This is a genomic window from Enterobacter sp. R4-368 (genome assembly GCF_000410515.1).
Lineage (GTDB): Bacteria > Pseudomonadota > Gammaproteobacteria > Enterobacterales > Enterobacteriaceae > Kosakonia.
Genome location: NC_021500.1, coordinates 1,084,245 through 1,106,641 on the forward strand (window position 1 = coordinate 1,084,245; position 22,397 = coordinate 1,106,641).

Below are 22,397 nucleotides of genomic sequence, written 5' to 3' on the forward strand. Positions count from 1 at the left end.
ATGCCTTCCAGCCGACGCCTGACGGTGTCAGCCTTTGTGGTGGAAGTAATCACTAAGACGCGAGAACAAGCCGCCTTTGCGGACGCTATCCAGCGTGACCAGCGGCCAGTGCGCGATCACTTTATCGCGGTCATAAAGCTGGATTTCCCCCACGCGCTGATGTGCTGCCAGCGGCGCATCCAGCTCCTTGCTGTCCAGTACATATTTGGCTTTTACGTTTTGCAGTTCCGCTTTCGGCAGCACCAGCCAGTAATCCCGATCGGTGCCAACATCAACCTGCTCTTTATCGCCGTACCACACGCGCTCACTTCCGACTTTTTTACCGTTACGCAAAATTTCCACGGTATTAAAGTTCTGCTGGCCCCAGTGCAGCAGCTTACGAGCCTGCTCTTCACGCCCTTTCGGGCTGTCGGCGCCCATTACCACCGCAATCAGGCGACGTTCTCCGTCCACGCTTGAGGCAATCAGGTTAAAACCTGCGCCAGACGTATGGCCGGTTTTCAGCCCGTCAACATTCAGCGTCTTATCCCAGAGTAAACCGTTGCGGTTTTGCTGGGTAATGCCGTTCCACGTCAGGCTTTTTTCACTGTACATATGGTAGAAATCCGGCTCGCCATGAATGATGGCGCGCGAGAGCACCGCCAGGTCATACGCCGAGCTGTGCTGACCCGGTGCATCCAGCCCGTGCACGGTTTCAAAATGGGTATCACGCAGATTCAGCTTCTGGACGTAATCATTCATCATGGCGACAAACTGCGGCTGCCCGCCCGCCACGTGATCCGCCAGCGCCACGCAGGCATCGTTACCGGAATCAACAATCAAACCGCGGCTCAAATCACGCACCGTCAGCCGATCGCCCGGTTTGAGGAACATCAGTGAAGAACCATCGAACACCGGGTTTCCTTTTGCCCAGGCGTCTTTTCCAACGGTGACGACATCATCAGCGCTGATGCGGTGGCTATCGATGGCGCGGTCAACCACGTAGCCGGTCATCAGTTTGGTCAGGCTCGCCGGGTTACGTTGCTGATGTTCATTGCCCGCCGTTAAGATTTGCCCGGTGGTGTAGTCCATCAATACCCAGGAGCCCGCCTGAATTGCCGGGGGCTGAGGGGCAAAAGGTAAGTCGTCGGCGTAAGCGTAGTTAACGCAAACCGCCAGCAAAGAAGCAACAAACAAACGGCGTTTCAATGAAATATCCTCAATGGCATCTAAAATCGTCGTTCTTTGTACGGAACTTCGTGTGTCGTTACCTGGTTAAATTGCAAAAAAGTGTGACATGGATCGATTTTAAACGTCTGTTTTTGCGAAGGTCTGCGGAAGAATGACCGGTTTTCCTTCGGCACACGCGCCGGGATGGTTTACCATAGAGGGCATATTTACTGACAGGATGAGCATCTGGTGTCTGATTCCGCCGCAACGCCCACTTTTCTCTTTCACGATTACGAAACTTTCGGTACCAGCCCGGCGCTGGATCGTCCGGCGCAGTTCGCCGCGATTCGCACCGACGCGGATTTCAACATTATTGGCGAGCCGGAAGTCTTCTATTGCAAACCGGCGGACGACTATCTGCCGCAGCCGGAAGCGGTGCTGATAACCGGTATCACCCCGCAAATTGCCCGCGCTAAAGGCGAGAACGAAGCGGCTTTCGCCAAACGTATTCACGATCTGTTCACCGTGCCGAACACTTGTGTGCTCGGTTACAACAATGTGCGTTTTGACGACGAAGTGACGCGCAATATTTTCTACCGCAACTTCTACGATCCTTACGCCTGGAGCTGGCAAAACCATAATTCACGCTGGGATTTGCTGGACGTTATGCGCGCCTGCTACGCCCTGCGCCCGGACGGGATTAACTGGCCGGAAAATGAAGACGGTCTGCCCAGTTTCCGCCTTGAGCACCTGACAAAAGCCAACGGCATTGAACACGCCAACGCCCACGATGCAATGGCGGATGTTTACGCCACTATCGCCATGGCGCAACTGGTGAAAGCGAAGCAGCCGAAGTTGTTCGACTACCTGTTCAGCCATCGCCATAAGCAGAAGCTGGCGACGCTGATCGATGTGCCGCAAATGAAACCGCTGGTGCATGTCTCCGGGATGTTTGGTGCCTGGCGCGGTAACACCAGTTGGGTGGCACCTCTGGCCTGGCACCCGGAAAACCGCAACGCGGTGATTATGGTGGATCTGGCGGGAGACATGTCGCCGCTGCTGGAACTGGATACCGATGCGCTGCGCGAAAGGCTGTATACACCGAAAGCGGAACTCGGCGATAGCGCGGCGGTGCCCGTGAAACTGGTGCATCTGAATAAGTGCCCGATCCTGGCGCAGGCCAATACGCTGCGCCCGCACGACGCCGAGCGGCTGGGCATTAACCGCCAGCAGTGCCTGGATAATCTGCAAATTCTGCGCGATAACCCCCAGGTGCGCGAGAAAGTGCTGGCGATTTTCGCCGAGGCGGAACCGTTTGTCCCTTCTGAGAACGTGGACGCACAAATCTACAACGGCTTTTTCAGCGATGCCGACCGCGCTGCGATGAAAATTTTGCTGGAAACCGAGCCGCGCAACCTGCCCGCGCTGGACATCACCTTTGCCGATGCGCGCATTGAAAAACTGCTGTTTAACTACCGGGCGCGTAACTTCCCCGGCACGCTGGATGAGCACGAACAGCAGCGCTGGCTTACGCATCGCCGCAATGTCTTCACTCCCGAGTTTTTGCAGCAATACGCCGAAACGCTGCAGGCGCTGTTCCAGCAATATGAAGGCGATAGTGAAAAGCAGGCGCTGTTGAAAGCGCTGTGGCAGTACGCCGAAGAGATTGTCTGAGAGAGCCCTCCCGCTAACGGGAGGGCATCGGCTTACGCTTTACGCTTTCTGCACGGTAATACTCCAGGCGGCGTCGCCAACCTGTTGGTAATCCGTAATGGTGTGGCCCTCTTCCGCCGCCCATTGTGGGATAGCTTCCGTCGCCTGGGTGCAGTCGAACTCAATAATCAATTCATCGCCGCGGGCCATCTCCGCCAGCGCCGCTTTTGCTTCTATCAGAGGAAACGGGCAAACCTGCGTTACCACGTCCAGTTTTTTTACAGCCATAACAGCTCCTGTAAGTTAAGCCGCAGCCGCCGCCAGTTTCGCTTTGCGCTGCGGACGGACATATAAAAACCATGACGCCGTCCATACGCCAAGGATCATAAATACCAGCCCGACCCAGCCCTGCCAGGTCATCATCGCGGTCATTACCAGACCATTACCAATCGAACAACCGCCGGCCATACTGGCTCCCACGCCCATCAGCAGGCCACCAAACCCGCTGCACAGCGTGGTTTGCGCATCCGCCGCGCGTACGCGAAACTCGCGGCTGGCTTTCGCGGCAATAAACGACCCCAGGAAAATCCCCAGCACCAGGAAGACGCCCCAGTTGAGGAACTTACTCTGCCCCGCCACCAGGAACTGCAAAATGTTGGCGGTGGGTGAGGTAATGCCGAGGCCAAACATACGGCCAGTCGCTTCACTGAGCGGCCAGGCCAGCAGTGCGATAAGACCGATAAGTACCGCAGTGACAAAAGGATGCCAGCGCTTTTCAAACAGCAGATGTGCAAGCCCGGTGCGACGCGGCGGTAATGACGCAATCTTCAGCTTCGGCTTACGCAGCTCTCTGGCAACTGCCCACAGCGTGACGGCAAGCAGCAGGGCGATAAAGGGCCAGACAGAGACACCGAAAGTTTCGGCAATCGAGTTATGTTCGGTGCTGTAGGTTTTCAGCAACCCATTAATGCCGTCTGCATGTGGGGAACGCATAACCGCGCTCATTACCATATAGGTAAACAGCGCAATCCAGCTCCCGATCAGCCCTTCCCCTGCACGGTACCAGGTGCCTGTCGCGCAACCGCCAGCATAGACAATCCCCAGTCCGAAAATGTACCCGCCAACAACAGTGCCAAGCCACGGGAACGTCCCGGCATTGTATTGCAGCACTCCGCTCTGGATTAAGGCAAAGACACCCACGCTTTGAATGGCGATGGCAATCAACAGGGCATAAAACATCCGGTTATTTTTGGCGATATACATATCGCGAAATCCGCCGGTCAGGCAGAAGCGCCCGCGCTGCATCACAAACCCCAGCAGTGCGCCGCAAATCAATCCACTCAATATCATTGAAAACATAACGGTAGCTACGTCAGAAAACCAGATCGTGAATTTTCCACGCGCAGCCTGGACGGAACCAATAACGAAATTATCTAACTTAGTTCGCCGGGTTATTAATAGGGAGGTAACAGATATAAAAAAGCCGGAGACAAGGCTCCGGCTGAGTAGATATGCAGAAGAAAATTTACTGCGCGATATCTTCGTACTGCGGGACTGGATTGCGGAAGCTGCGCGTCACACATGCCAGGTAAACCAGGCCGATACCGCCCCAGATAAGCCCCAGGATCATCGAGCTTTGCTCAAGGTTGATCCACAGAGCGCCAACCGTCAGCGCACCGCACACTGGCAGCACCAGATAGTTGAAATGGTCTTTCAGCGTCTTGTTGCGTTTTTCGCGGATCCAGAACTGGGAGATCACCGACAAGTTAACGAAGGTGAACGCCACCAGCGCACCAAAGTTAATCAGCGCCGTGGCCGTGACGAGGTCAAAACGGATCGCCAGCAGCGCAATTGCGCCAACCAGCAGCACGTTCCACGCCGGAGTGCGCCATTTCGGATGGATATAACCGAAGAAACGGGTCGGGAATACGCCATCACGTCCCATCACGTACATCAGACGGGAAACGCCCGCATGCGCGGCCATACCGGACGCCAGCACGGTCACGCTGGAGAAAATCAGCACGCCCCACTGGAAGGTTTTACCCGCAACGTACAGCATGATTTCCGGCTGAGAAGCATCCGGCTCTTTAAAGCGGGAGATGTCCGGGAAGTAAAGTTGCAGGAAGTAAGAGGCCCCGATAAATACCATGCCGCCGATCAGCGCAGTCAGGAAGATGGCGCGCGGGATCACGCGCTCAGCATCTTTGGTCTCTTCGGAAAGAGAAGAGATACCGTCAAAGCCGAGGAACGAGAAGCACAGGATAGTCGCGCCAGTGATCATCGGCACGACATGGGCGCCTTCAGACCAGAACGGGCGGGAACTTACCAGCGTGCCAGCACCTTCGCCGTGGGAAACACCGTAGATGATCAAACCAACGATGACGGCGACAATCCCCATTTGCAGGATAACGATCAGGGTGTTGAAGTTCGCCACGGTTTTGATGCTGCGCAGGTTGGAGACCGTCATAAAGGCCACCAGCGCCACCACGAAAATCCACGACGGCACCGAAGGCACCAGCGCTTCAAAGTAAATTTTCGCCAGCAGAATGTTGATCATCGGCATGAACAGATAGTCCAGCAGCGACGACCAGCCCACCATAAAGCCGACGGCCGGGGAGATGGATTTCTGAGCGTAGGTATACGCAGAGCCAGCAGACGGGAAGCGGCGTACCAGCTTACCGTAGCTCAGCGCAGTAAAGAGGATAGCGACCAACGCAAAGGCATACGCGGTTGCCACATGGCCATCGGTCAGGCCAGAGACGATACCAAACGTATCGAACAGCGTCATTGGCTGCATATAGGCCAGGCCCATCATTACAACCGGAATCAACGTAAGCGTCTTACGTAATTCCACGCGAGAGGTTTTTGGAGTAACGTTATGCGTCATGGCGATTCTCCTGTACGGCGAGTGCCGGCGCAAAAGCAAAAAATTGCCCCATTTGTGTTATTTCCTCAGCGACAACGACTGTCGGTTTTTAAATGTGTATCTATCCGGTACGAAGCCCGGCCTCTTTTATTGAATGACGTTTGTGCCTGCAAAAAAAATAACCGACGGATTAACGTCGGCTAGTCTCTTCATTTTTTTGCAGCGGCGTATTTTGCACCATCCTGAAGCAGGATGACAATACGGTAAGGCCTACCCTGCACCGTTTATGCATCTAAATGCTTGAATTTTAGGCTATCGCTGAATTATTAAACATTTTAATAGCACTAATTGCTAAAAAAATTACGCCAGCGGCATCTGAGCCGGATCCGGATAAAGATAGTCAAAGCCCAGTTCATTGCAAATACGGCTACCGTCTATGATTTTTCCCTTCTCATCATCGCTGCGCGACGCGGTGAAGGTGGGCGGCGTAAGGCCAAGCTGTCGCGCCATTGCCGTGTAGAAACTTTTGCGCGACGGATGTCCCGGCGCACAAAGATTATAGATGTGTCCGCCTTTCGGTGCCTGCAGCAACAAGGTAATCGCGGCGATAACATCTTCGAGATGCACCAGATTAACGCCGTGCTGGCCGTTAGGCGCGGTTTTTCCGGCCAGAAAGCGCCCCGGATGGCGCGCCGGTCCCACCAGCCCTGCCAGGCGTAAAATATCCACCGATGTGCCAGGCAAATTATGCAGCCAGTCTTCCAGCTCTTTCAGCACCCGTCCGCTTGCGGTAACAGGCTGGCGCGGCGTGGTTTCTTTGATGACACCGGGCGCATCGCCATAAACAGAGGTGGAACTGGTAAAAATAATACGCGGTATGCGATAAGCCAGCGCGCTGTCGACAATCTCCTGCATCGCTTGCAGATAGAACTCTTCGCCGGGGCCGCTGCGGCGCGCCGGGAGGGTGATAACTAACGCATCGACCTGCATCAGCGCATCCAGATCCACCGATTCGCAGACTAATTCTGGTTCAAGGTTGAGCACATAACTTTCGATGCCGCACATACGCGCCGCCTCGACGCCATCCTGGCTGGTTTTACTGCCGGTAACTTGCCAGCCTCGCGCTGTTAATGACAGTGCCAGCGGCATTCCCAGCCATCCTAATCCGATAATCGCGACCTTTTTCATGCCTCTCCCCTGCACTCTCGCTTCCACCTGTTTAAGGCTACGCCAGCCAGTGATAACTGACAATTCATACAACGAATATGAAATGATTTAATGATAAAAAAAAGCCCTTGCCTTCGGCGACCAAAGTGGTTTACGTTAACTGACAACTTATGAATAAACATTCATCGAGAATTTTATGACCCGCGTTCAATTTAAACACCACCATCATCACCATCATCCTGACTAGTCTTTCAGGCGATGTGTGCTGGAAGACGTTTGGATCTTCCAGTGGTGCATGAACGCAGAGAAAGCCCCCGGAAGATCTTCTTCCGGGGGCTTTTTTTTGAACCAAATTCAGCAGGATAAAAGAGGACAACAGAATGTTAGACAACTCGCGTTTACGCATAGCTATTCAGAAATCCGGCCGCCTGAGCGATGATTCACGCGAACTCCTGGCCCGCTGCGGGATTAAAATTAACCTGCACACCCAGCGCCTGATCGCCCTGGCAGAAAATATGCCGATTGATATTCTGCGCGTACGCGATGATGACATTCCGGGCCTTGTGATGGACGGTGTCGTTGATTTGGGCATCATCGGCGAAAACGTGCTGGAAGAAGAGCTGCTGACCCGCCGCGCGCAGGGTGAAGATCCGCGCTATTTCACCCTGCGTCGCCTCGATTTCGGCGGCTGCCGCCTGTCGCTGGCAACGCCGGTGGATGAAAGCTGGAGCGGGCCGCAAGCGCTGGATGGTAAACGTATCGCCACCTCTTATCCGCACCTGTTAAAACGCTATCTCGATCAGAAAGGCGTCTCTTTTAAATCTTGTCTGTTAAATGGTTCTGTTGAAGTCGCCCCGCGTGCAGGTCTGGCGGATGCGATTTGCGATCTGGTTTCGACCGGCGCGACACTCGAAGCTAATGGCCTGCGCGAAGTGGAAGTGATTTACCGCTCCAAAGCCTGCCTGATCCAGCGCGACGGCGAAATGACCGATGCCAAACAGCAACTTATCGACAAACTGCTGACCCGTATTCAGGGTGTTATCCAGGCGCGCGAATCGAAATACATCATGATGCACGCGCCAAGCGAGCGTCTGGAAGAGGTCGTTGCTCTGCTGCCTGGCGCTGAACGCCCCACCATTCTGCCGCTAGCGGGCGATCAACAGCGTGTGGCAATGCACATGGTCAGCAGCGAAACCCTGTTCTGGGAAACCATGGAAAAACTGAAGGCGCTGGGAGCAAGTTCCATTCTGGTGCTGCCGATTGAGAAGATGATGGAGTAATGCCATGAGCTTCAATACCGTAATCGACTGGAATAGCTGTAGTGAAGCGCAGCAACGCGACTTGCTGATGCGCCCGGCGATCTCTGCTTCTGATAGCATCACGCGTACCGTGGTTGAGATTCTGGATAACGTGAAAGTGCGCGGGGATGACGCCCTGCGTGAATACAGCGCCAGGTTCGACAAGACTCAGGTCGACGCGCTGAAAGTCACCGAACAGGAAATCGCTGATGCCAGCGCGCGCCTGGGTGACGATATCAAGCAAGCGATGGCCGTGGCGGTGAAAAATATCGATACCTTCCACACCGCGCAAAAGCTGCAAACGGTGGATGTTGAAACCCTGCCAGGCGTGCGCTGCCAGCAGGTTACCCGCCCTATCGCCTCGGTTGGCCTGTATATTCCCGGTGGCTCCGCGCCACTGTTTTCAACCGTATTAATGCTGGCCACACCGGCGCGTATTGCCGGTTGCCAGAAAGTGGTGCTCTGCTCACCGCCGCCGATTGCCGATGAAATTCTCTATGCCGCTAAGCTGTGCGGCGTGCAGGCGATCTTTAAAGTGGGTGGCGCGCAGGCGATTGCCGCGCTGGCCTTTGGCACCGAATCGATCGCGAAGGTCGATAAAATTTTTGGCCCAGGAAATGCCTTTGTGACCGAAGCCAAACGCCAGGTCAGCCAGCGTCTGGACGGTGCGGCGATTGACATGCCCGCCGGTCCTTCTGAAGTGCTGGTGATTGCCGACAGCGGCGCAACGCCAGATTTTGTCGCCTCCGATCTGCTTTCGCAGGCGGAACACGGCCCGGACTCGCAGGTGATCCTGCTGACGCCGGACAGCGAAATGGCCACCCGTGTAGCCGAGGCGGTTGAACGCCAGCTTGCGGAGCTGCCTCGCGCCGAAACCGCTCGCCAGGCACTCTCTGCCAGCCGCCTGATTGTGGCGCGCGACTTAGCGCAGTGCGTGGCGATTTCCAACCAATACGGGCCGGAGCACCTGATCATCCAGACTCGCGACGCCCGTTCGCTGGTGGAGAGCATCACCAGCGCGGGCTCGGTGTTTCTCGGTGACTGGTCGCCGGAATCCGCAGGCGATTACGCCTCCGGCACCAACCACGTGCTGCCAACTTATGGGTATACCGCCACCTGTTCCAGCCTGGGTCTGGCCGATTTCCAGAAACGTATGACGGTGCAGGAACTCTCCCGGGAAGGTTTTGCGCAGCTTGCCAGTACCATTGAAACGCTGGCGGCGGCAGAACGCCTGACCGCTCACAAAAACGCCGTCACGTTGCGCGTTAACGCACTAAAGGAGCAAGCATGAGCATTGAAGAACTGGCGCGTAAAAACGTGCGCGAACTGACGCCCTATCAGTCGGCTCGCCGTCTTGGCGGTAAAGGTGACGTCTGGCTGAATGCCAATGAGTTCCCGACGGCGGTTCCTTTTGAACTGACACAGCAAACATTAAATCGTTACCCGGAGTGCCAGCCGAAAGCGGTTATCGAAAGTTATGCGCAGTATGCGGGCGTAAAACCGGAGCAAGTGCTGGTCAGCCGTGGCGCAGATGAAGGGATTGAACTGCTAATCCGCGCGTTTTGTGAACCGGGTAAAGACGCGGTACTGTTCTGCCCGCCGACCTACGGCATGTACAGCGTCAGCGCCGAAACGCTGGGCGTGGAATACCGTACCGTTCCGGCCCTTGCCGACTGGCAACTGGATCTGCAAGGTATCGCCGACAAACTGGATGGCGTCAAAATTATTTATGTTTGCAGCCCGAATAACCCCACCGGGCAGATTATCAATCCGCAAGATTTCCGCGTCTTGCTCGAAATGACGCGCGGCAAAGCCATTGTTGTGGCGGATGAAGCGTATATTGAGTTTTGCCCGCAGGCCACGCTGGCGGGCTGGCTCAGTGAATACCCGAATCTGGTGGTACTGCGTACGCTTTCTAAAGCGTTTGCGCTGGCTGGACTGCGTTGCGGTTTTACCCTTGCTAATGAAGACGTTATCGCGCTGCTGTTAAAAGTGATTGCCCCCTACCCGCTCTCCACGCCGGTGGCGGATATTGCCGCGCAAGCGCTCAGCCCGCAGGGGATTGTCGCGATGCGCGAGCGGGTGGCGCAGATTCTGGTTGAACGCCAGTATCTGGTTACCGCGCTACGGGATATTCCCTGTGTGGAGCAGGTGTTTGACTCAGAGACCAACTATATTCTCGTGCGCCTGACCGCTTCCAGCGCAGTGTTTAAATCTTTGTGGGATCAAGGCATTATCCTGAGAGACCAGAACAAACAACCTTCTTTAAGCGGCTGCCTGCGTATCACCATTGGCACCCGTGCAGAGAGCCAGCGCGTCATTGACGCCTTACGTGCGGAGCCAGTATGAGCCAGAAGTACCTGTTTATTGACCGTGACGGAACCCTGATTACCGAGCCGCCTACCGATTATCAGGTGGATAAATTCGACAAGCTGGCCTTTGAGCCAAATGTGATCCCGGTACTGCTGAAACTGCAAAAAGCGGGCTACAAACTGGTGATGATCACCAACCAGGACGGTCTGGGCACCAGCAGTTTCCCACAGGCGGATTTTGATGGCCCGCACAACCTGATGATGCAGATCTTTACTTCGCAGGGTATTGCGTTTGAAGAGGTGCTGATTTGCCTGCATTTTGCAGATGATGAGTGCGACTGCCGTAAGCCGAAAGTGAAACTGGTGGAACGCTGGCTGGCGGAGGACGCGCTCGATCGCATGAACAGCTATGTGATTGGCGATCGCGCTACTGATATTGAGCTGGCGAACAACATGTCGATTGGCGGTTTGCGATACAACCCTGAAACGCTGAACTGGGCGATGATTGGTGAGCAACTGACGCGCCGCGACCGTTATGCGCACGTTGAACGCAACACCCGTGAGACACAGATTGATGTCAAAGTGTGGCTGGATCGCGAAGGCGGTAGCAAGATCCACACCGGCGTCGGTTTCTTCGACCATATGCTCGATCAGATTGCGACACATGGCGGTTTTCGGATGGAAATTGTGGTGAAAGGCGATCTCTATATTGACGATCACCACACGGTCGAAGATACCGGGCTGGCGCTGGGTGAAGCGCTAAAACTGGCGCTCGGCGACAAACGTGGTATTAACCGTTTTGGCTTTGTGTTGCCGATGGACGAATGTCTGGCTCGCTGTGCGCTGGACATCTCCGGCCGTCCGCACCTCGAATATAAAGCGGAATTTGCCTACCAGCGCGTGGGCGATTTGAGCACCGAAATGGTCGAGCACTTCTTCCGCTCGCTCTCTTACACCATGGCGGTGACGCTGCATCTCAAAACCAAAGGCAAAAACGACCACCACCGCGTGGAAAGTTTGTTTAAAGCATTTGGCCGCACGCTGCGCCAGGCGATCCGCGTGGAAGGCGATACGCTCCCCTCATCAAAAGGAGTGCTGTGATGAATGTGGTGATCCTCGATACCGGCTGCGCCAATCTGAACTCGGTGAAATCCGCTATCTCACGCCACGGTTACGAGCCGCAAGTCAGCCGCGACCCGGATGTGGTGCTGCGCGCAGACAAACTGTTTTTACCCGGTGTCGGAACCGCGCAGGCGGCGATGGATCAGCTGCGCGAGCGAGACCTGATCGAACTGGTGAAAGCCTGTACGCAGCCGGTGCTCGGCATCTGCCTGGGAATGCAACTGCTTGGGCGTTTTAGCGAAGAGACCCACGGCGTCGATTTGTTGGGCATCATTGAACAGGATGTGCCGAAGATGAAAGACGCTGGCCTGCCGCTGCCGCATATGGGCTGGAACCAGGTTTACGCAAAAGCCGGCAACCGCCTGTTCCAGGGCATCGAGGATGGCGCTTATTTCTACTTTGTGCACAGCTACGCCATGCCGGTGAATGAGTACACCATTGCCCGCTGCGATTACGGCGAGCCGTTTACCGCTGCGGTGCAGAAAGACAATTTTTACGGTGTGCAGTTTCACCCGGAACGTTCCGGCCGCGCGGGTGCGCAACTGCTGAAAAACTTCCTGGAGATGTGATGATTATTCCAGCTTTAGATTTAATTGACGGCACCGTCGTACGTCTTCATCAGGGCGACTACGCGCAGCAGCGCGATTATGGCAACGACCCGCTGCCACGCTTGCAGGGTTATGCCGCTCAGGGCGCGCAGGTGCTGCACCTCGTCGATTTAACCGGTGCGAAAGATCCGGCGAAACGCCAGATCCCGTTGCTGAAAACGCTGGTTGCCGGGGCGAACGTTCCGGTACAGGTGGGCGGCGGTGTACGCACGGAAGAGGACGTCGCCGCCCTGCTCTCGGCCGGTGTTGCCCGCGTGGTCATCGGCTCGACGGCGGTAAAATCGCCTGAGGTAGTGAAAGGCTGGTTTGCACGTTTTGGCGCAGACAAGCTGGTGCTGGCGCTGGATGTGCGCATTGATGAACAAGGCACTAAGCAGGTCGCGGTGAGCGGCTGGCAGGAGAACTCTGGTGTGACGCTGGAAGCGCTGGTGGAAACCTATCTTGCTGTTGGCCTGAAGCATGTATTGTGCACCGACATCTCGCGAGACGGCACGCTCGCGGGCTCGAACGTTGCGTTGTATGAAGAGATTTGCGCTCGCTGGCCGCAGGTAGCGTTTCAGTCTTCCGGCGGCATCGGCGGTTTAAATGATATTGCCGCCCTGCGCGGTACTGGCGTGCGCGGCGTGATTGTCGGACGGGCGCTGCTGGAAGGTAAATTCACGGTGAAGGAGGCCATTCAATGCTGGCAAAACGGATAATCCCTTGTCTTGACGTGCGTGATGGCCAGGTGGTGAAAGGCGTACAGTTTCGTAATCACGAAATTATTGGCGACATTGTGCCGCTGGCAAAACGCTACGCCGAAGAAGGCGCGGACGAGCTGGTGTTCTACGATATCACCGCCTCAAGCGATGGCCGCGTAGTGGATAAGAGCTGGGTATCACGCGTGGCGGAAGTGATTGATATTCCTTTCTGTGTGGCAGGTGGGATTAAGTCTGCTGACGATGCGGCGAAAATTCTCTCGTTCGGCGCAGATAAAATTTCGATTAACTCCCCTGCACTGGCCGATCCGGAATTAATCACACGGCTGGCCGATCGCTTTGGCGTACAGTGCATTGTGGTCGGTATCGACACCTGGTTTGACGCCGAAACGGGCAAATATCACGTTAATCAGTACACCGGTGATGAGAGCCGGACCCGGGTCACGCAATGGGAAACGCTGGACTGGGTGCAGGAAGTGCAAAAGCGCGGCGCCGGGGAGATCGTGCTTAACATGATGAACCAGGATGGCGTGCGCAATGGTTATGACCTTGAACAACTGAAGAAAGTGCGCGCGGTGTGCCACGTACCGCTGATTGCTTCTGGTGGCGCGGGCACCATGGAACATTTTCTGGAAGCCTTCCGCGATGCGAACGTTGACGGCGCGCTGGCAGCTTCCGTGTTTCACAAGCAGATTATCAATATTGGTGAATTAAAAACGTACCTGGCAGACCAGGGCGTGGAGATCAGGGTATGTTAACAGAGCAACAACTGGCCCAACTGGACTGGGAAAAAACCGACGGACTGCTGCCCGCCGTGGTGCAACATGCGGTTTCCGGCGAAGTGCTGATGCTGGGATATATGAACAAAGCGGCGCTGGCTAAAACGCAGGAAAGCGGCAAAGTGAGTTTTTTCTCCCGCACTAAAGGGCGTTTATGGACCAAAGGTGAAACCTCGGGCCATTTCCTTAACGTAGTGAAGATAGCGCCTGATTGCGACAACGACACATTGCTGGTCCTGGTTAACCCAATCGGCCCAACCTGCCACACGGGAACATCCAGCTGCTTTGGCGATACCAGCCACCAGTGGTTGTTCCTCTACCAGTTAGAAGAGCTGCTCGCCGCGCGTAAAACGGCCGACCCGGAAAGTTCTTACACCGCCAAACTCTACGCCAGCGGTACTAAACGTATCGCGCAGAAAGTGGGCGAAGAAGGTGTAGAAACGGCACTGGCGGCAACCGTGAACGACCGCGAAGAGCTGACTAACGAAGCCTCTGACCTGATGTATCACCTGCTGGTGCTGTTACAGGATCAGCAGCTTGATTTAACGACCGTGATTGAGAATTTACGCAAGCGGCATAAATAACGGGCGTAAAAAAACCGGGCGTTGCCGGTTTTTTTACTTATGCTTTTGATTGACGCTCCCGAAATGCGTTACGCATCAGCACAAAACCAGAACCCAGGATGCCCCCGAGTAAGATGGCCACTACAAGAGTAATTACCTTACGCGGGCTGTCCCGATGGATAGGCAGCGTTGGTTTCATCACGTAACGATAAGCATGTATATTTTGTGGCTTTACGACAATCGTCTGAATATTAAGAAGATTCTTGCGTATTTTGTAGTAATCATCAGGAAATACCAGCGGGCGGGACGATTCATTCTTGATCATCGACTCCAGCGCCGCGCTGCCAAGCAGAAACAGCGTATCCTGAGATACGTTTTCCGTTTGCCGCACTTGCGGTGAATGCACTTCCGCCTCTTTTGCAACAGAAAGTGCCTGGGCGATCTGTTTGATCCTGAGGTCTTTTTGCTCCTGTGCAACTTTTTCCTGCGTCGACAGCGACTCAACTAAATCGCGAGTACGCGATTTCACACTGGTCTGTAAATCGTCAATCAATTCTTTGGCGATTTGTTGATCAATTTGCTCGATATATTGCGCCAGTTTTTTTTGTGCATCCTCGGCAGTACTTCCCTGATAGGTAACTTTTAGCGGCAATGGCTGCCCCTGGACCGCAGTATCAATAGTCAGTTTTTCCGGCTCATCCTGGTTACTAAGGGTTTCCGACAATGCCGTGAAGGCGGAATTAAAGCGGCCAATCACGCGCTGCTGGATACCTGCGATATCATATCTTTCATCGTTGCTCAATATGCTCATCGCATTGGAGTAACCAGCAATCTGCCCGGCATCAGGAGCGCTGATCACGGCGATCGAAGTCCATTTTTCTTTGGCAATACTTAAATAGACGCCAGCGACAATAACAGCGACAAGAATAAATAAGGCTACAATCCATTTACCACGCCAAAGTTGAGATAAAACATCTAACAAATCAATTAGTTCCGAATCATTACTCTGCCCGGCAGGCACATTGTTTTTTTCGTATGTCATAGCAACCCTAAATGAGAAGCGCAAAAGAGAATCATAGAGCGCGAGTTTAGCGGTTCGTTATTTTTTTTCTATAGGACTACGTGTAATTAAGATTTACCAGACACTATTTAAGAATTATGACCGCGTTTATAACTGATAGCGATTACCTGTCGGGGATCATACAATAGAAGGATTGTACGTTTTTGAAGTAAGAAAGGATTAGCTATGAAATTTCTGGTTACCGGCGCTGCCGGGTTTATCGGCTATCACGTCAGTGAACGTTTGCTGAAAGCGGGCCACCAGGTTGTGGGTATTGATAACCTGAATGATTACTACGATGTCAGTCTGAAGCAAGCGCGCCTGGACTTACTGGCCTCTCCCGATTTCCACTTTCATAAAATCGATCTCGCTGACCGCGAAGGGATGGCGCAGCTGTTTGCGCGTGAAAAATTCGACCGCGTTATTCATCTCGCTGCACAAGCAGGTGTCCGTTACTCGCTGGAAAACCCGCACGTTTACGCAGAATCTAATCTGATTGGACATCTGAACGTACTTGAAGGCTGCCGTCATCATAAAGTGCAGCATCTGCTGTATGCGTCCTCCAGCTCCGTTTACGGGTTAAACCGTAAGATGCCGTTCTCCACTGATGATCCAGTTGACCACCCGGTATCACTCTACGCGGCAACGAAAAAAGCCAATGAACTGATGTCGCACACCTATTCGCATTTGTATGGTCTGCCAACGACCGGCCTGCGTTTCTTTACGGTTTATGGCCCCTGGGGACGCCCGGACATGGCGCTCTTTAAGTTCACGAAAGCGATGCTGGAAGGCAAAAGCATTGACGTTTACAACTATGGCAAGATGAAGCGCGACTTCACCTACATTGACGATATTGTGGAAGCGATTATCCGTATGCAGGATGTGATCCCGCAGCCAGATGCAACCTGGACAGTTGAAAGCGGGTCACCGGCAACCAGCTCTGCGCCTTACCATGTTTATAACATTGGCAACAGCTCTCCGGTCGAGCTGATGGATTACATCACGGCACTGGAAGAAGCATTGGGTATTGAAGCGCAGAAAAACATGATGCCGATTCAGCCAGGCGATGTGCTGGAAACGAGCGCAGACACCCAGCCGCTGTATGAGGTGACAGGCTTTAAGCCCCAGACTTCAGTCAAAGACGGTGTGAAGCGCTTTGTTGACTGGTATAGAGCGTTTTATAATGTGTAAAAAAAACGGCCCTGACGGGCCGTTTTACTTTAAGCAATAACAATTAGTCGTTACCGAATAAATCGCGGGTATAGACTTTGTCTTGTACATCAGCCAGTTCTTGCGCCATACGGTTGGAGATAATAACATCCGCTTCCTGTTTGAACGCGTCCAGATCGCGTACCACGCGGGAGTGGAAGAATTCATCTTCCTGCATTACCGGTTCGTAAATGATGACCTGCACGCCCTTCGCTTTAATACGCTTCATGATGCCCTGAATTGAAGAGGCGCGGAAGTTATCGGAACCACTCTTCATGATCAGACGATAAACGCCCACCACCTTCGGTTTACGCGCCAGGATGGAATCCGCAATAAAGTCTTTACGTGTACGGTTAGCATCAACGATAGCCGAAATAATATTATTCGGTACTGACTGGTAGTTCGCCAGCAGCTGTTTGGTGTCTTTCGGCAGGCAGTAACCGCCGTAGCCAAACGACGGGTTGTTGTAGTGATTGCCGATACGCGGATCCAGACATACGCCTTCGATAATCTGGCGGCTGTTCAGCCCCAGGCTTTCTGCATAGCTATCCAGTTCGTTGAAGTACGCCACGCGCATCGCCAGATAGGTGTTGGCGAAGAGTTTAATCGCTTCGGCTTCAGTTGAGTCTGTGAACAGCACGCGAATATCTTTTTTGATGGCGCCTTCCTGTAGCAACGCAGCAAAACGCTCGGCACGTTCGGAGCGTTCGCCGATAACGATACGCGATGGGTGCAGGTTATCGTACAGCGCCTTGCCTTCACGCAAGAATTCCGGTGAGAAGATAACGTTATCAATGCCGTATTTTTCACGGATGGACTGGGTGAAGCCAACGGGAATAGTGGATTTAATGATCATCACCGCTTGCGGGTTGATCTCATGAACGTCACGAATCACAGACTCCACGCTGCTGGTGTTGAAGTAGTTCGTTTTCGGATCGTAATCCGTCGGCGTGGCAATGATGACGAAATCCGCGCCGCGATAGGCGTCGACTTTGTCCGTCGTCGCACGGAAGTTCAGCGGCTTATTCTGCAAATACTCCTGGATCTCCTTATCCACGATGGGAGAGATCTTCTGATTAAGCATATCTACTTTGGACTGAACGATATCCAGCGCCACCACTTCATGATTCTGCGCAATCAGAATCCCGTTCGATAGCCCAACGTAACCTGTTCCGGAGATTGTTATTTTCATTCGATAAGCAACTTTTGTGAGTGTATGAAACCGGAGATGACGATCCCGTCGCCACCCGCTTAATATCAATAACTGTTGGGGTTTTTACCTCTTCTGTTGAGGGACTGTCAAGGCGACAATCGGCCCTCAACAGCGGCGTTTATGCATGGTTTAGCGGGAAATAATCGACAAAATGAATATGACTGCCTGAAAAAACGGCGGTTGAGACGAAAAAAAGGCCCGGTTTTAACAACCGGGCCTGGGTAAACCAGATGGGTGATTATCAGATTAATCCAGCCATTCGGTATGGAACACGCCATCTTTATCTGTGCGCTTGTACGTGTGCGCACCGAAATAATCACGCTGAGCCTGGATCAGGTTCGCCGGCAGTACCGCAGAACGGTAACTGTCGTAGTATGCCACCGCCGCAGAGAAGGTCGGTACCGGAATACCATTCTGCACGGCATAGGCCACTACATCACGCAGCGCCTGTTGGTAATCGTCGGCAATTTTCTTAAAGTACGGTGCCAGCAGCAGGTTTGCGATAGCCGGGGTCTCGGCATAAGCATCGGTGATTTTCTGCAGGAACTGCGCACGGATGATACAGCCTGCGCGGAAGATCTTCGCGATTTCGCCGTAATTCAGGTTCCAGTTATGCTCGTCAGAAGCAGCACGCAGCTGAGAGAAGCCCTGCGCATAGGAAACAATTTTACCGAGGTATAGCGCACGGCGTACTTTCTCGATAAATTCAGTTTTATCACCCGCCGGTTTCGCCTGCGGGCCGGAAAGCACTTTAGACGCGGCAACACGCTGCTCTTTCAGAGAAGAGATATAGCGCGCAAACACGGATTCGGTGATCAGCGACAGCGGCTCGCCAAGGTCCAGAGAGCTCTGGCTGGTCCATTTGCCGGTGCCTTTATTCGCCGCTTCGTCGAGGATCACATCTACGAGATATTTACCCTCTTCATCTTTCTTGGTGAAGATATCTTTGGTGATGTCGATAAGATAGCTGCTCAGCTCACCTGCGTTCCACTCGCTGAAGGTTTTCGCCAGCTCTTCGTTAGAGAGATTCAGGCCGCCTTTCAACAACGCGTAAGCTTCGGCAATCAGCTGCATATCGCCATATTCGATACCGTTATGCACCATTTTAACGTAGTGACCCGCACCGTCCGGACCAATATACGTTACGCAAGGTTCGCCATCTTCCGCCACTGCAGCAATTTTGGTCAGGATCGGAGCAACCAAATCGTAGGCTTCTTTTTGACCGCCAGGCATGATTGATGGACCTTTCAGCGCGCCTTCTTCACCACCGGAAACGCCTGTGCCGATGAAGTTGAAACCTTCTTCCGAAAGTTCGCGATTGCGACGAATGGTGTCCTGGAAGAATGTGTTGCCACCATCAATAATGATGTCGCCTTTATCGAGATATGGCTTGAGGGAGTCAATAGCGGCATCAGTGCCTGCACCAGCTTTCACCATCAGCAGGATGCGGCGCGGGGTTTCCAGTGATTCGACAAATTCTTGTACGGTGTAGTAAGGAACCAGCTTTTTGCCCGGGTTTTCGGCAATGACTTCTTCGGTTTTTTCGCGCGAGCGGTTGAAAACTGAAACGGTGTAGCCACGGCTCTCAATGTTGAGCGCCAGGTTGCGCCCCATTACCGCCATACCAACAACGCCGATTTGTTGCTTGGACATTACATACTCCTGTCAGGTTTGAACACCCAGCCTGTATATCTACAGCCAGGTTAAGTAAAAATAATGTTAACTCAGGAAACCACTAAGCTGGTAGCAATAGATGTCACTTTGAACCACCAGTAGGCGCTCCTGTACTAATAAGCGCCATCCCGGCGAAGCACGACCTTCACCGTTTTGAAGAGAATGGCAATATCGTTCCACAAAGACCAATTCTTCACATACCAAGAGTCAAAATAGACACGTGTATCATAGTCCACGTCATTTCGCCCGCTAACCTGCCACAAGCCGGTCATTCCGGGTTTCACCATTAAATAATAGTCAACATCTAGTTCGTAGCGTTCTAGCTCTTTCGTGACCACTGGGCGCGGTCCGACAAGACTCATTTCGCCTTTCAGCACGTTAAAAAGTTGAGGTAGCTCATCAAGACTGGTTTTGCGGATAAAATGCCCTACTTTCGTGATGCGCGGATCATTCTTCAGTTTAAAATCCCTGTCCCACTCTTCACGCGCCTGCGGATCATTCTCTAGCAAGTTTTGTAAAACTTCTTGCGAATTCATCACCATAGAGCGGAACTTGTAGCATGGGAAAAGTTTCCCAGCGCGGCCCACCCGCTGGTGCCCATAAATGGCTGGCCCGCCGTCACGTGTCACCTTGTACCACAGGTAGATAAACAACGGTGATGAAATGAGCAAGATAAACAGTGTACATACGATATCAAAGGAACGCTTAAGAAAACGCGAAGTGCGTTTCGCGAGATTGTTGTTGATCCGCAGCAGCATTACTTCATGGCTAAAAATAAACGACATGTCCGTGTTATATAGCGGCAACCCTCGCAATGAAGGAATGACGGTTACTGAGCGACACTGGTGTTTGGACAACTCCCTCAGCCACGCCACCGTCTTGTCTATCTCATCAACATCGAAGGCAATGATAAAATGCACATGTTTAAGATCGGGATCTTGCCAGATGTCGTCAGCATTTTTATAAATCGGGCAATCAAGAAGCTTGTCCTGAGTTGTTTCATCATCAAAGAAAGCCGCGACGTCAAATCCCAGCATTTCTTCGCTCTGCAAGGCAAACCAGGCTTCACGCGCGTTCTTACCGCTGCCCAAAATGATGGTTTTCTTTTTCCAGATGCCTAACCGATTCAACAGATACTTCGTGGTGAAGCGGAAAAAGGGCACCATAAAGAGCGCCAGGCTCCAGCAAAACACCCAGACAAAACGCGAGAACTGCCACTTAGTAAAAGCAATCAACGCCAAATCAAAGATCGCAAAAATGATAATTGTACGCAGGATCTCTTTCAGCTCATACCAAAACGGTTTGCGGTAAGAATAGTGACGCAGGCGGATTAAAAACCACGCAACACAGGTTAATGACAATAATAAATGGGAAACGATACGATATTGAAACTGCTCCTGCGGAATAAAACGCTGTAAATCAGCGAACAGAAAATAGACTAGCGCCAATGAAAAAACTAATGACAGATTAAAAAAAATAAAATCAGACAGCGCGAGAAGAAGCTGACACAAGAAGGGTTTATAATTATTTTTCACATCCTTAAATTCCATTATCCCCTCACGATTCGAATTGAATGAAAAACCGACTTACGTTAATCATTAGAAACGGTCCTCGATATGAGAGAGAATAACTCTGACTAACTCATCTGCTTTGTGTGGAGAGGTGGACTCAACATAGCATCGTAATTCAGGCGCATTTCCGGAAGGTCGGAGATGAATAATATCATCGTTAGTCAACCATAACCTGACGCCATCCGTCATATCCCGCCCCACAAAGCTCGCATTTGTTACACCACAAGCGCTTAAGGTCTTCGCAGGATCATTCACAAGTTTATCCAGCAAAGCAACACTCCGGGCGACAGAGAAATTCTGCAGTCTGTTCGAAGAGGTATAACGCGCTGGCAACTCCGCTAATTGTTGACTAATTTTTTTATGCTGGCTTGAAACCAGCGCCGTTACCACCGGCAATAATGCATCACGGGTAGGTAATGCTTTCAGCGTACGGCCCGCGTGATGGATATCACTGGCTAAGAGATAGCCTCCATTGGCTTCGAAACCTGCAACACGACCGAATTGGTCCAGTAATGCGTCAAAGGCCGCGATAACATACGGCGAGCCTATTTTGGTCAGCACAACGTGAGGGATCAAACCGCTAGTTGTGATAATACTGTTACTACTCACTGGCACCGCCGCCGCATCAATACCCAGATGTGAAGAGCAAAGTAATCCGAGGATGTCGCCACGCAGCCAGCGTCCCTTTTCATCACTAAGTAATGGCCGATCGCCATCACCATCAGTTGAAAACACGGCATCAAGATGAAACTCGCGTAACCAGTTAATAGCCCGCTGTCGATCCTCTTCGGACACAGCTTCGGTATCGATAGGCACGAACTGATCACTACGACCAAGGGAAACCACCTCCGCGCCGAGCATCGAAAACAGTATAGGGTAAATATCCCGTCCGGCGCTGGAGTGTTCATAAATGCCAATCCGTATTCCCGCAAGGGCATTTTTAGGGAAGAAAGAAGTATAACGCGCGATATAGTGCGCACTTGCATCGTTGCTCACGATCAAATCAGGCAATCTGGCGGGCAGGGTAAAACGTGTACTCCCAGTCGCAATTACCGCTTCGTCAGACTTCGTTATTTCACCGGTCGGGTGGTAAAACTTTAACCCATTACGATCGAATGGGATATGACTACCGGTTATCATGATCGCCGGGATTTTGTTCTCAAGCGCGTAATATGCCAGTCCCGGTGTTGGAATGACACCACAGTAATATGGCTTGAACCCCATATATTCGACAACAGCAGCACAGGCACGTGCCATATCGTAACTACTTGGGCGGTTATCGATACCAATCGCAACGGTATCAAAAGTATACGAGGCGGCTGTAGTGCTCAAAAAATTAGCAGTAAATGCACCGCATACTTGTGGTGTGAAATATTGAACCAGCCCTCTTGCACCGCTGGTGCCAAACTGTATATTCGAATTGTTAATCACATGATTGCTTAAAAAATCTGACAT

Annotated in this window: 22 protein-coding genes and 1 other annotated feature; of the genes, 11 read left to right on the forward strand and 11 right to left on the reverse strand. The window is 52.8% G+C overall.

The window, feature by feature from the left end; all coding sequences use genetic code 11:
• Window positions 1–27 precede the first annotated feature (27 nt).
• On the reverse strand, window positions 28–1,188 hold the full coding sequence (dacD, locus tag H650_RS05115) for a serine-type D-Ala-D-Ala carboxypeptidase DacD (protein ID WP_020454265.1): 1,161 nt from the start codon (window positions 1,186–1,188) through the stop codon (window positions 28–30).
• A gap of 210 nt (window positions 1,189–1,398) precedes the next feature.
• Here dacD and sbcB point away from each other — a divergent pair, with 210 nt between their 5' ends.
• Window positions 1,399–2,823, forward strand: a complete 1,425-nt coding sequence (gene sbcB / locus H650_RS05120; RefSeq protein ID WP_020454266.1) for an exodeoxyribonuclease I — start codon at window positions 1,399–1,401, stop codon at window positions 2,821–2,823.
• Between the two features lie 39 nt (window positions 2,824–2,862).
• Here sbcB and tsuB read toward each other — a convergent pair whose 3' ends face one another.
• The 5 genes from tsuB to H650_RS05140 all read right to left on the reverse strand — a co-directional run bounded on the left by tsuB (window position 2,863) and on the right by H650_RS05140 (window position 6,856).
• Window positions 2,863–3,090: a thiosulfate utilization sulfurtransferase TsuB/YeeD gene (gene tsuB / locus H650_RS05125; protein WP_020454267.1), complete on the reverse strand. Its 228-nt coding sequence runs from the start codon at window positions 3,088–3,090 to the stop codon at window positions 2,863–2,865.
• A 15-nt stretch (window positions 3,091–3,105) separates the two neighbouring features.
• Complete coding sequence (gene tsuA / locus H650_RS05130) at window positions 3,106–4,161, reverse strand: thiosulfate utilization transporter TsuA/YeeE (RefSeq protein ID WP_044489408.1); 1,056 nt, start codon at window positions 4,159–4,161, stop codon at window positions 3,106–3,108.
• A 166-nt stretch (window positions 4,162–4,327) separates the two neighbouring features.
• Entirely contained in the window at window positions 4,328–5,689 is a 1,362-nt protein-coding gene (locus tag H650_RS05135; protein ID WP_020454269.1) for an APC family permease, read from the reverse strand.
• Window positions 5,679–5,741 carry a membrane protein YoeI gene (gene yoeI / locus H650_RS26205; protein ID WP_487249776.1) on the reverse strand — a complete coding sequence of 21 codons (63 nt, stop codon included), beginning with the start codon at window positions 5,739–5,741 and terminating at the stop codon, window positions 5,679–5,681. Before yoeI ends, H650_RS05135 begins: the two co-directional genes overlap by 11 nt.
• Before the next feature lie 287 nt (window positions 5,742–6,028).
• Window positions 6,029–6,856: an SDR family oxidoreductase gene (locus H650_RS05140; RefSeq protein WP_020454270.1), complete on the reverse strand. Its 828-nt coding sequence runs from the start codon at window positions 6,854–6,856 to the stop codon at window positions 6,029–6,031.
• Between the two features lie 175 nt (window positions 6,857–7,031).
• Between H650_RS05140 and hisL the strand changes: the two genes are divergently transcribed.
• The 9 genes from hisL to hisIE all read left to right on the forward strand — a co-directional run bounded on the left by hisL (window position 7,032) and on the right by hisIE (window position 14,236).
• Window positions 7,032–7,082: a his operon leader peptide gene (hisL, locus tag H650_RS24365; protein WP_001364200.1), complete on the forward strand. Its 51-nt coding sequence runs from the start codon at window positions 7,032–7,034 to the stop codon at window positions 7,080–7,082.
• Window positions 7,058–7,180, forward strand: a sequence feature (His leader region). Its footprint overlaps the gene before it by 25 nt.
• A 35-nt stretch (window positions 7,181–7,215) precedes the next feature.
• Complete coding sequence (gene hisG / locus H650_RS05145) at window positions 7,216–8,115, forward strand: ATP phosphoribosyltransferase (protein WP_020454271.1); 900 nt, start codon at window positions 7,216–7,218, stop codon at window positions 8,113–8,115.
• 4 nt (window positions 8,116–8,119) lie between these two features.
• Window positions 8,120–9,424, forward strand: a complete 1,305-nt coding sequence (gene hisD / locus H650_RS05150) for a histidinol dehydrogenase (RefSeq protein ID WP_020454272.1) — start codon at window positions 8,120–8,122, stop codon at window positions 9,422–9,424.
• Entirely contained in the window at window positions 9,421–10,482 is a 1,062-nt protein-coding gene (gene hisC / locus H650_RS05155; RefSeq protein ID WP_020454273.1) for a histidinol-phosphate transaminase, read from the forward strand. The genes hisD and hisC overlap by 4 nt, the downstream gene beginning before the upstream one ends.
• Entirely contained in the window at window positions 10,479–11,546 is a 1,068-nt protein-coding gene (gene hisB / locus H650_RS05160; RefSeq protein WP_020454274.1) for a bifunctional histidinol-phosphatase/imidazoleglycerol-phosphate dehydratase HisB, read from the forward strand. The genes hisC and hisB overlap by 4 nt, the downstream gene beginning before the upstream one ends.
• On the forward strand, window positions 11,546–12,136 hold the full coding sequence (gene hisH / locus H650_RS05165; protein WP_020454275.1) for an imidazole glycerol phosphate synthase subunit HisH: 591 nt from the start codon (window positions 11,546–11,548) through the stop codon (window positions 12,134–12,136). Before hisB ends, hisH begins: the two co-directional genes overlap by 1 nt.
• Window positions 12,136–12,873, forward strand: coding sequence for a 1-(5-phosphoribosyl)-5-[(5-phosphoribosylamino)methylideneamino]imidazole-4-carboxamide isomerase (gene hisA / locus H650_RS05170; protein ID WP_020454276.1), 738 nt, complete (start codon window positions 12,136–12,138; stop codon window positions 12,871–12,873). The genes hisH and hisA overlap by 1 nt, the downstream gene beginning before the upstream one ends.
• The gene (gene hisF, locus H650_RS05175) at window positions 12,855–13,631 is read left to right on the forward strand and encodes an imidazole glycerol phosphate synthase subunit HisF (protein WP_020454277.1); all 777 of its coding nucleotides are present in this window, start codon (window positions 12,855–12,857) and stop codon (window positions 13,629–13,631) included. The genes hisA and hisF overlap by 19 nt, the downstream gene beginning before the upstream one ends.
• The gene (hisIE, locus tag H650_RS05180; protein WP_020454278.1) at window positions 13,625–14,236 is read left to right on the forward strand and encodes a bifunctional phosphoribosyl-AMP cyclohydrolase/phosphoribosyl-ATP diphosphatase HisIE; all 612 of its coding nucleotides are present in this window, start codon (window positions 13,625–13,627) and stop codon (window positions 14,234–14,236) included. The genes hisF and hisIE overlap by 7 nt, the downstream gene beginning before the upstream one ends.
• A gap of 37 nt (window positions 14,237–14,273) precedes the next feature.
• On the opposite strand, the gene wzzB is transcribed toward hisIE, so the two are convergent.
• Complete coding sequence (gene wzzB / locus H650_RS05185) at window positions 14,274–15,257, reverse strand: LPS O-antigen chain length determinant protein WzzB (RefSeq protein ID WP_020454279.1); 984 nt, start codon at window positions 15,255–15,257, stop codon at window positions 14,274–14,276.
• A 204-nt stretch (window positions 15,258–15,461) separates the two neighbouring features.
• On the opposite strand from wzzB, the gene H650_RS05190 reads away from it, so the two are divergent.
• Window positions 15,462–16,466 (forward strand): NAD-dependent epimerase, encoded by a 1,005-nt coding sequence (locus tag H650_RS05190; protein ID WP_020454280.1) that lies wholly within the window; start codon window positions 15,462–15,464, stop codon window positions 16,464–16,466.
• A 43-nt stretch (window positions 16,467–16,509) separates the two neighbouring features.
• Here the strand turns inward: H650_RS05190 and ugd are convergent, their stop codons facing one another.
• From ugd to H650_RS05210, 4 genes are all read right to left on the reverse strand, one after another.
• On the reverse strand, window positions 16,510–17,676 hold the full coding sequence (ugd, locus tag H650_RS05195; protein WP_020454281.1) for a UDP-glucose 6-dehydrogenase: 1,167 nt from the start codon (window positions 17,674–17,676) through the stop codon (window positions 16,510–16,512).
• A gap of 267 nt (window positions 17,677–17,943) precedes the next feature.
• Window positions 17,944–19,350: an NADP-dependent phosphogluconate dehydrogenase gene (gnd, locus tag H650_RS05200; RefSeq protein ID WP_020454282.1), complete on the reverse strand. Its 1,407-nt coding sequence runs from the start codon at window positions 19,348–19,350 to the stop codon at window positions 17,944–17,946.
• A gap of 134 nt (window positions 19,351–19,484) precedes the next feature.
• On the reverse strand, window positions 19,485–20,921 hold the full coding sequence (locus tag H650_RS05205) for an undecaprenyl-phosphate galactose phosphotransferase (RefSeq protein WP_020454283.1): 1,437 nt from the start codon (window positions 20,919–20,921) through the stop codon (window positions 19,485–19,487).
• 48 nt (window positions 20,922–20,969) lie between these two features.
• On the reverse strand, window positions 20,970–22,397 hold the full coding sequence (locus H650_RS05210; RefSeq protein WP_020454284.1) for a phosphomannomutase: 1,428 nt from the start codon (window positions 22,395–22,397) through the stop codon (window positions 20,970–20,972).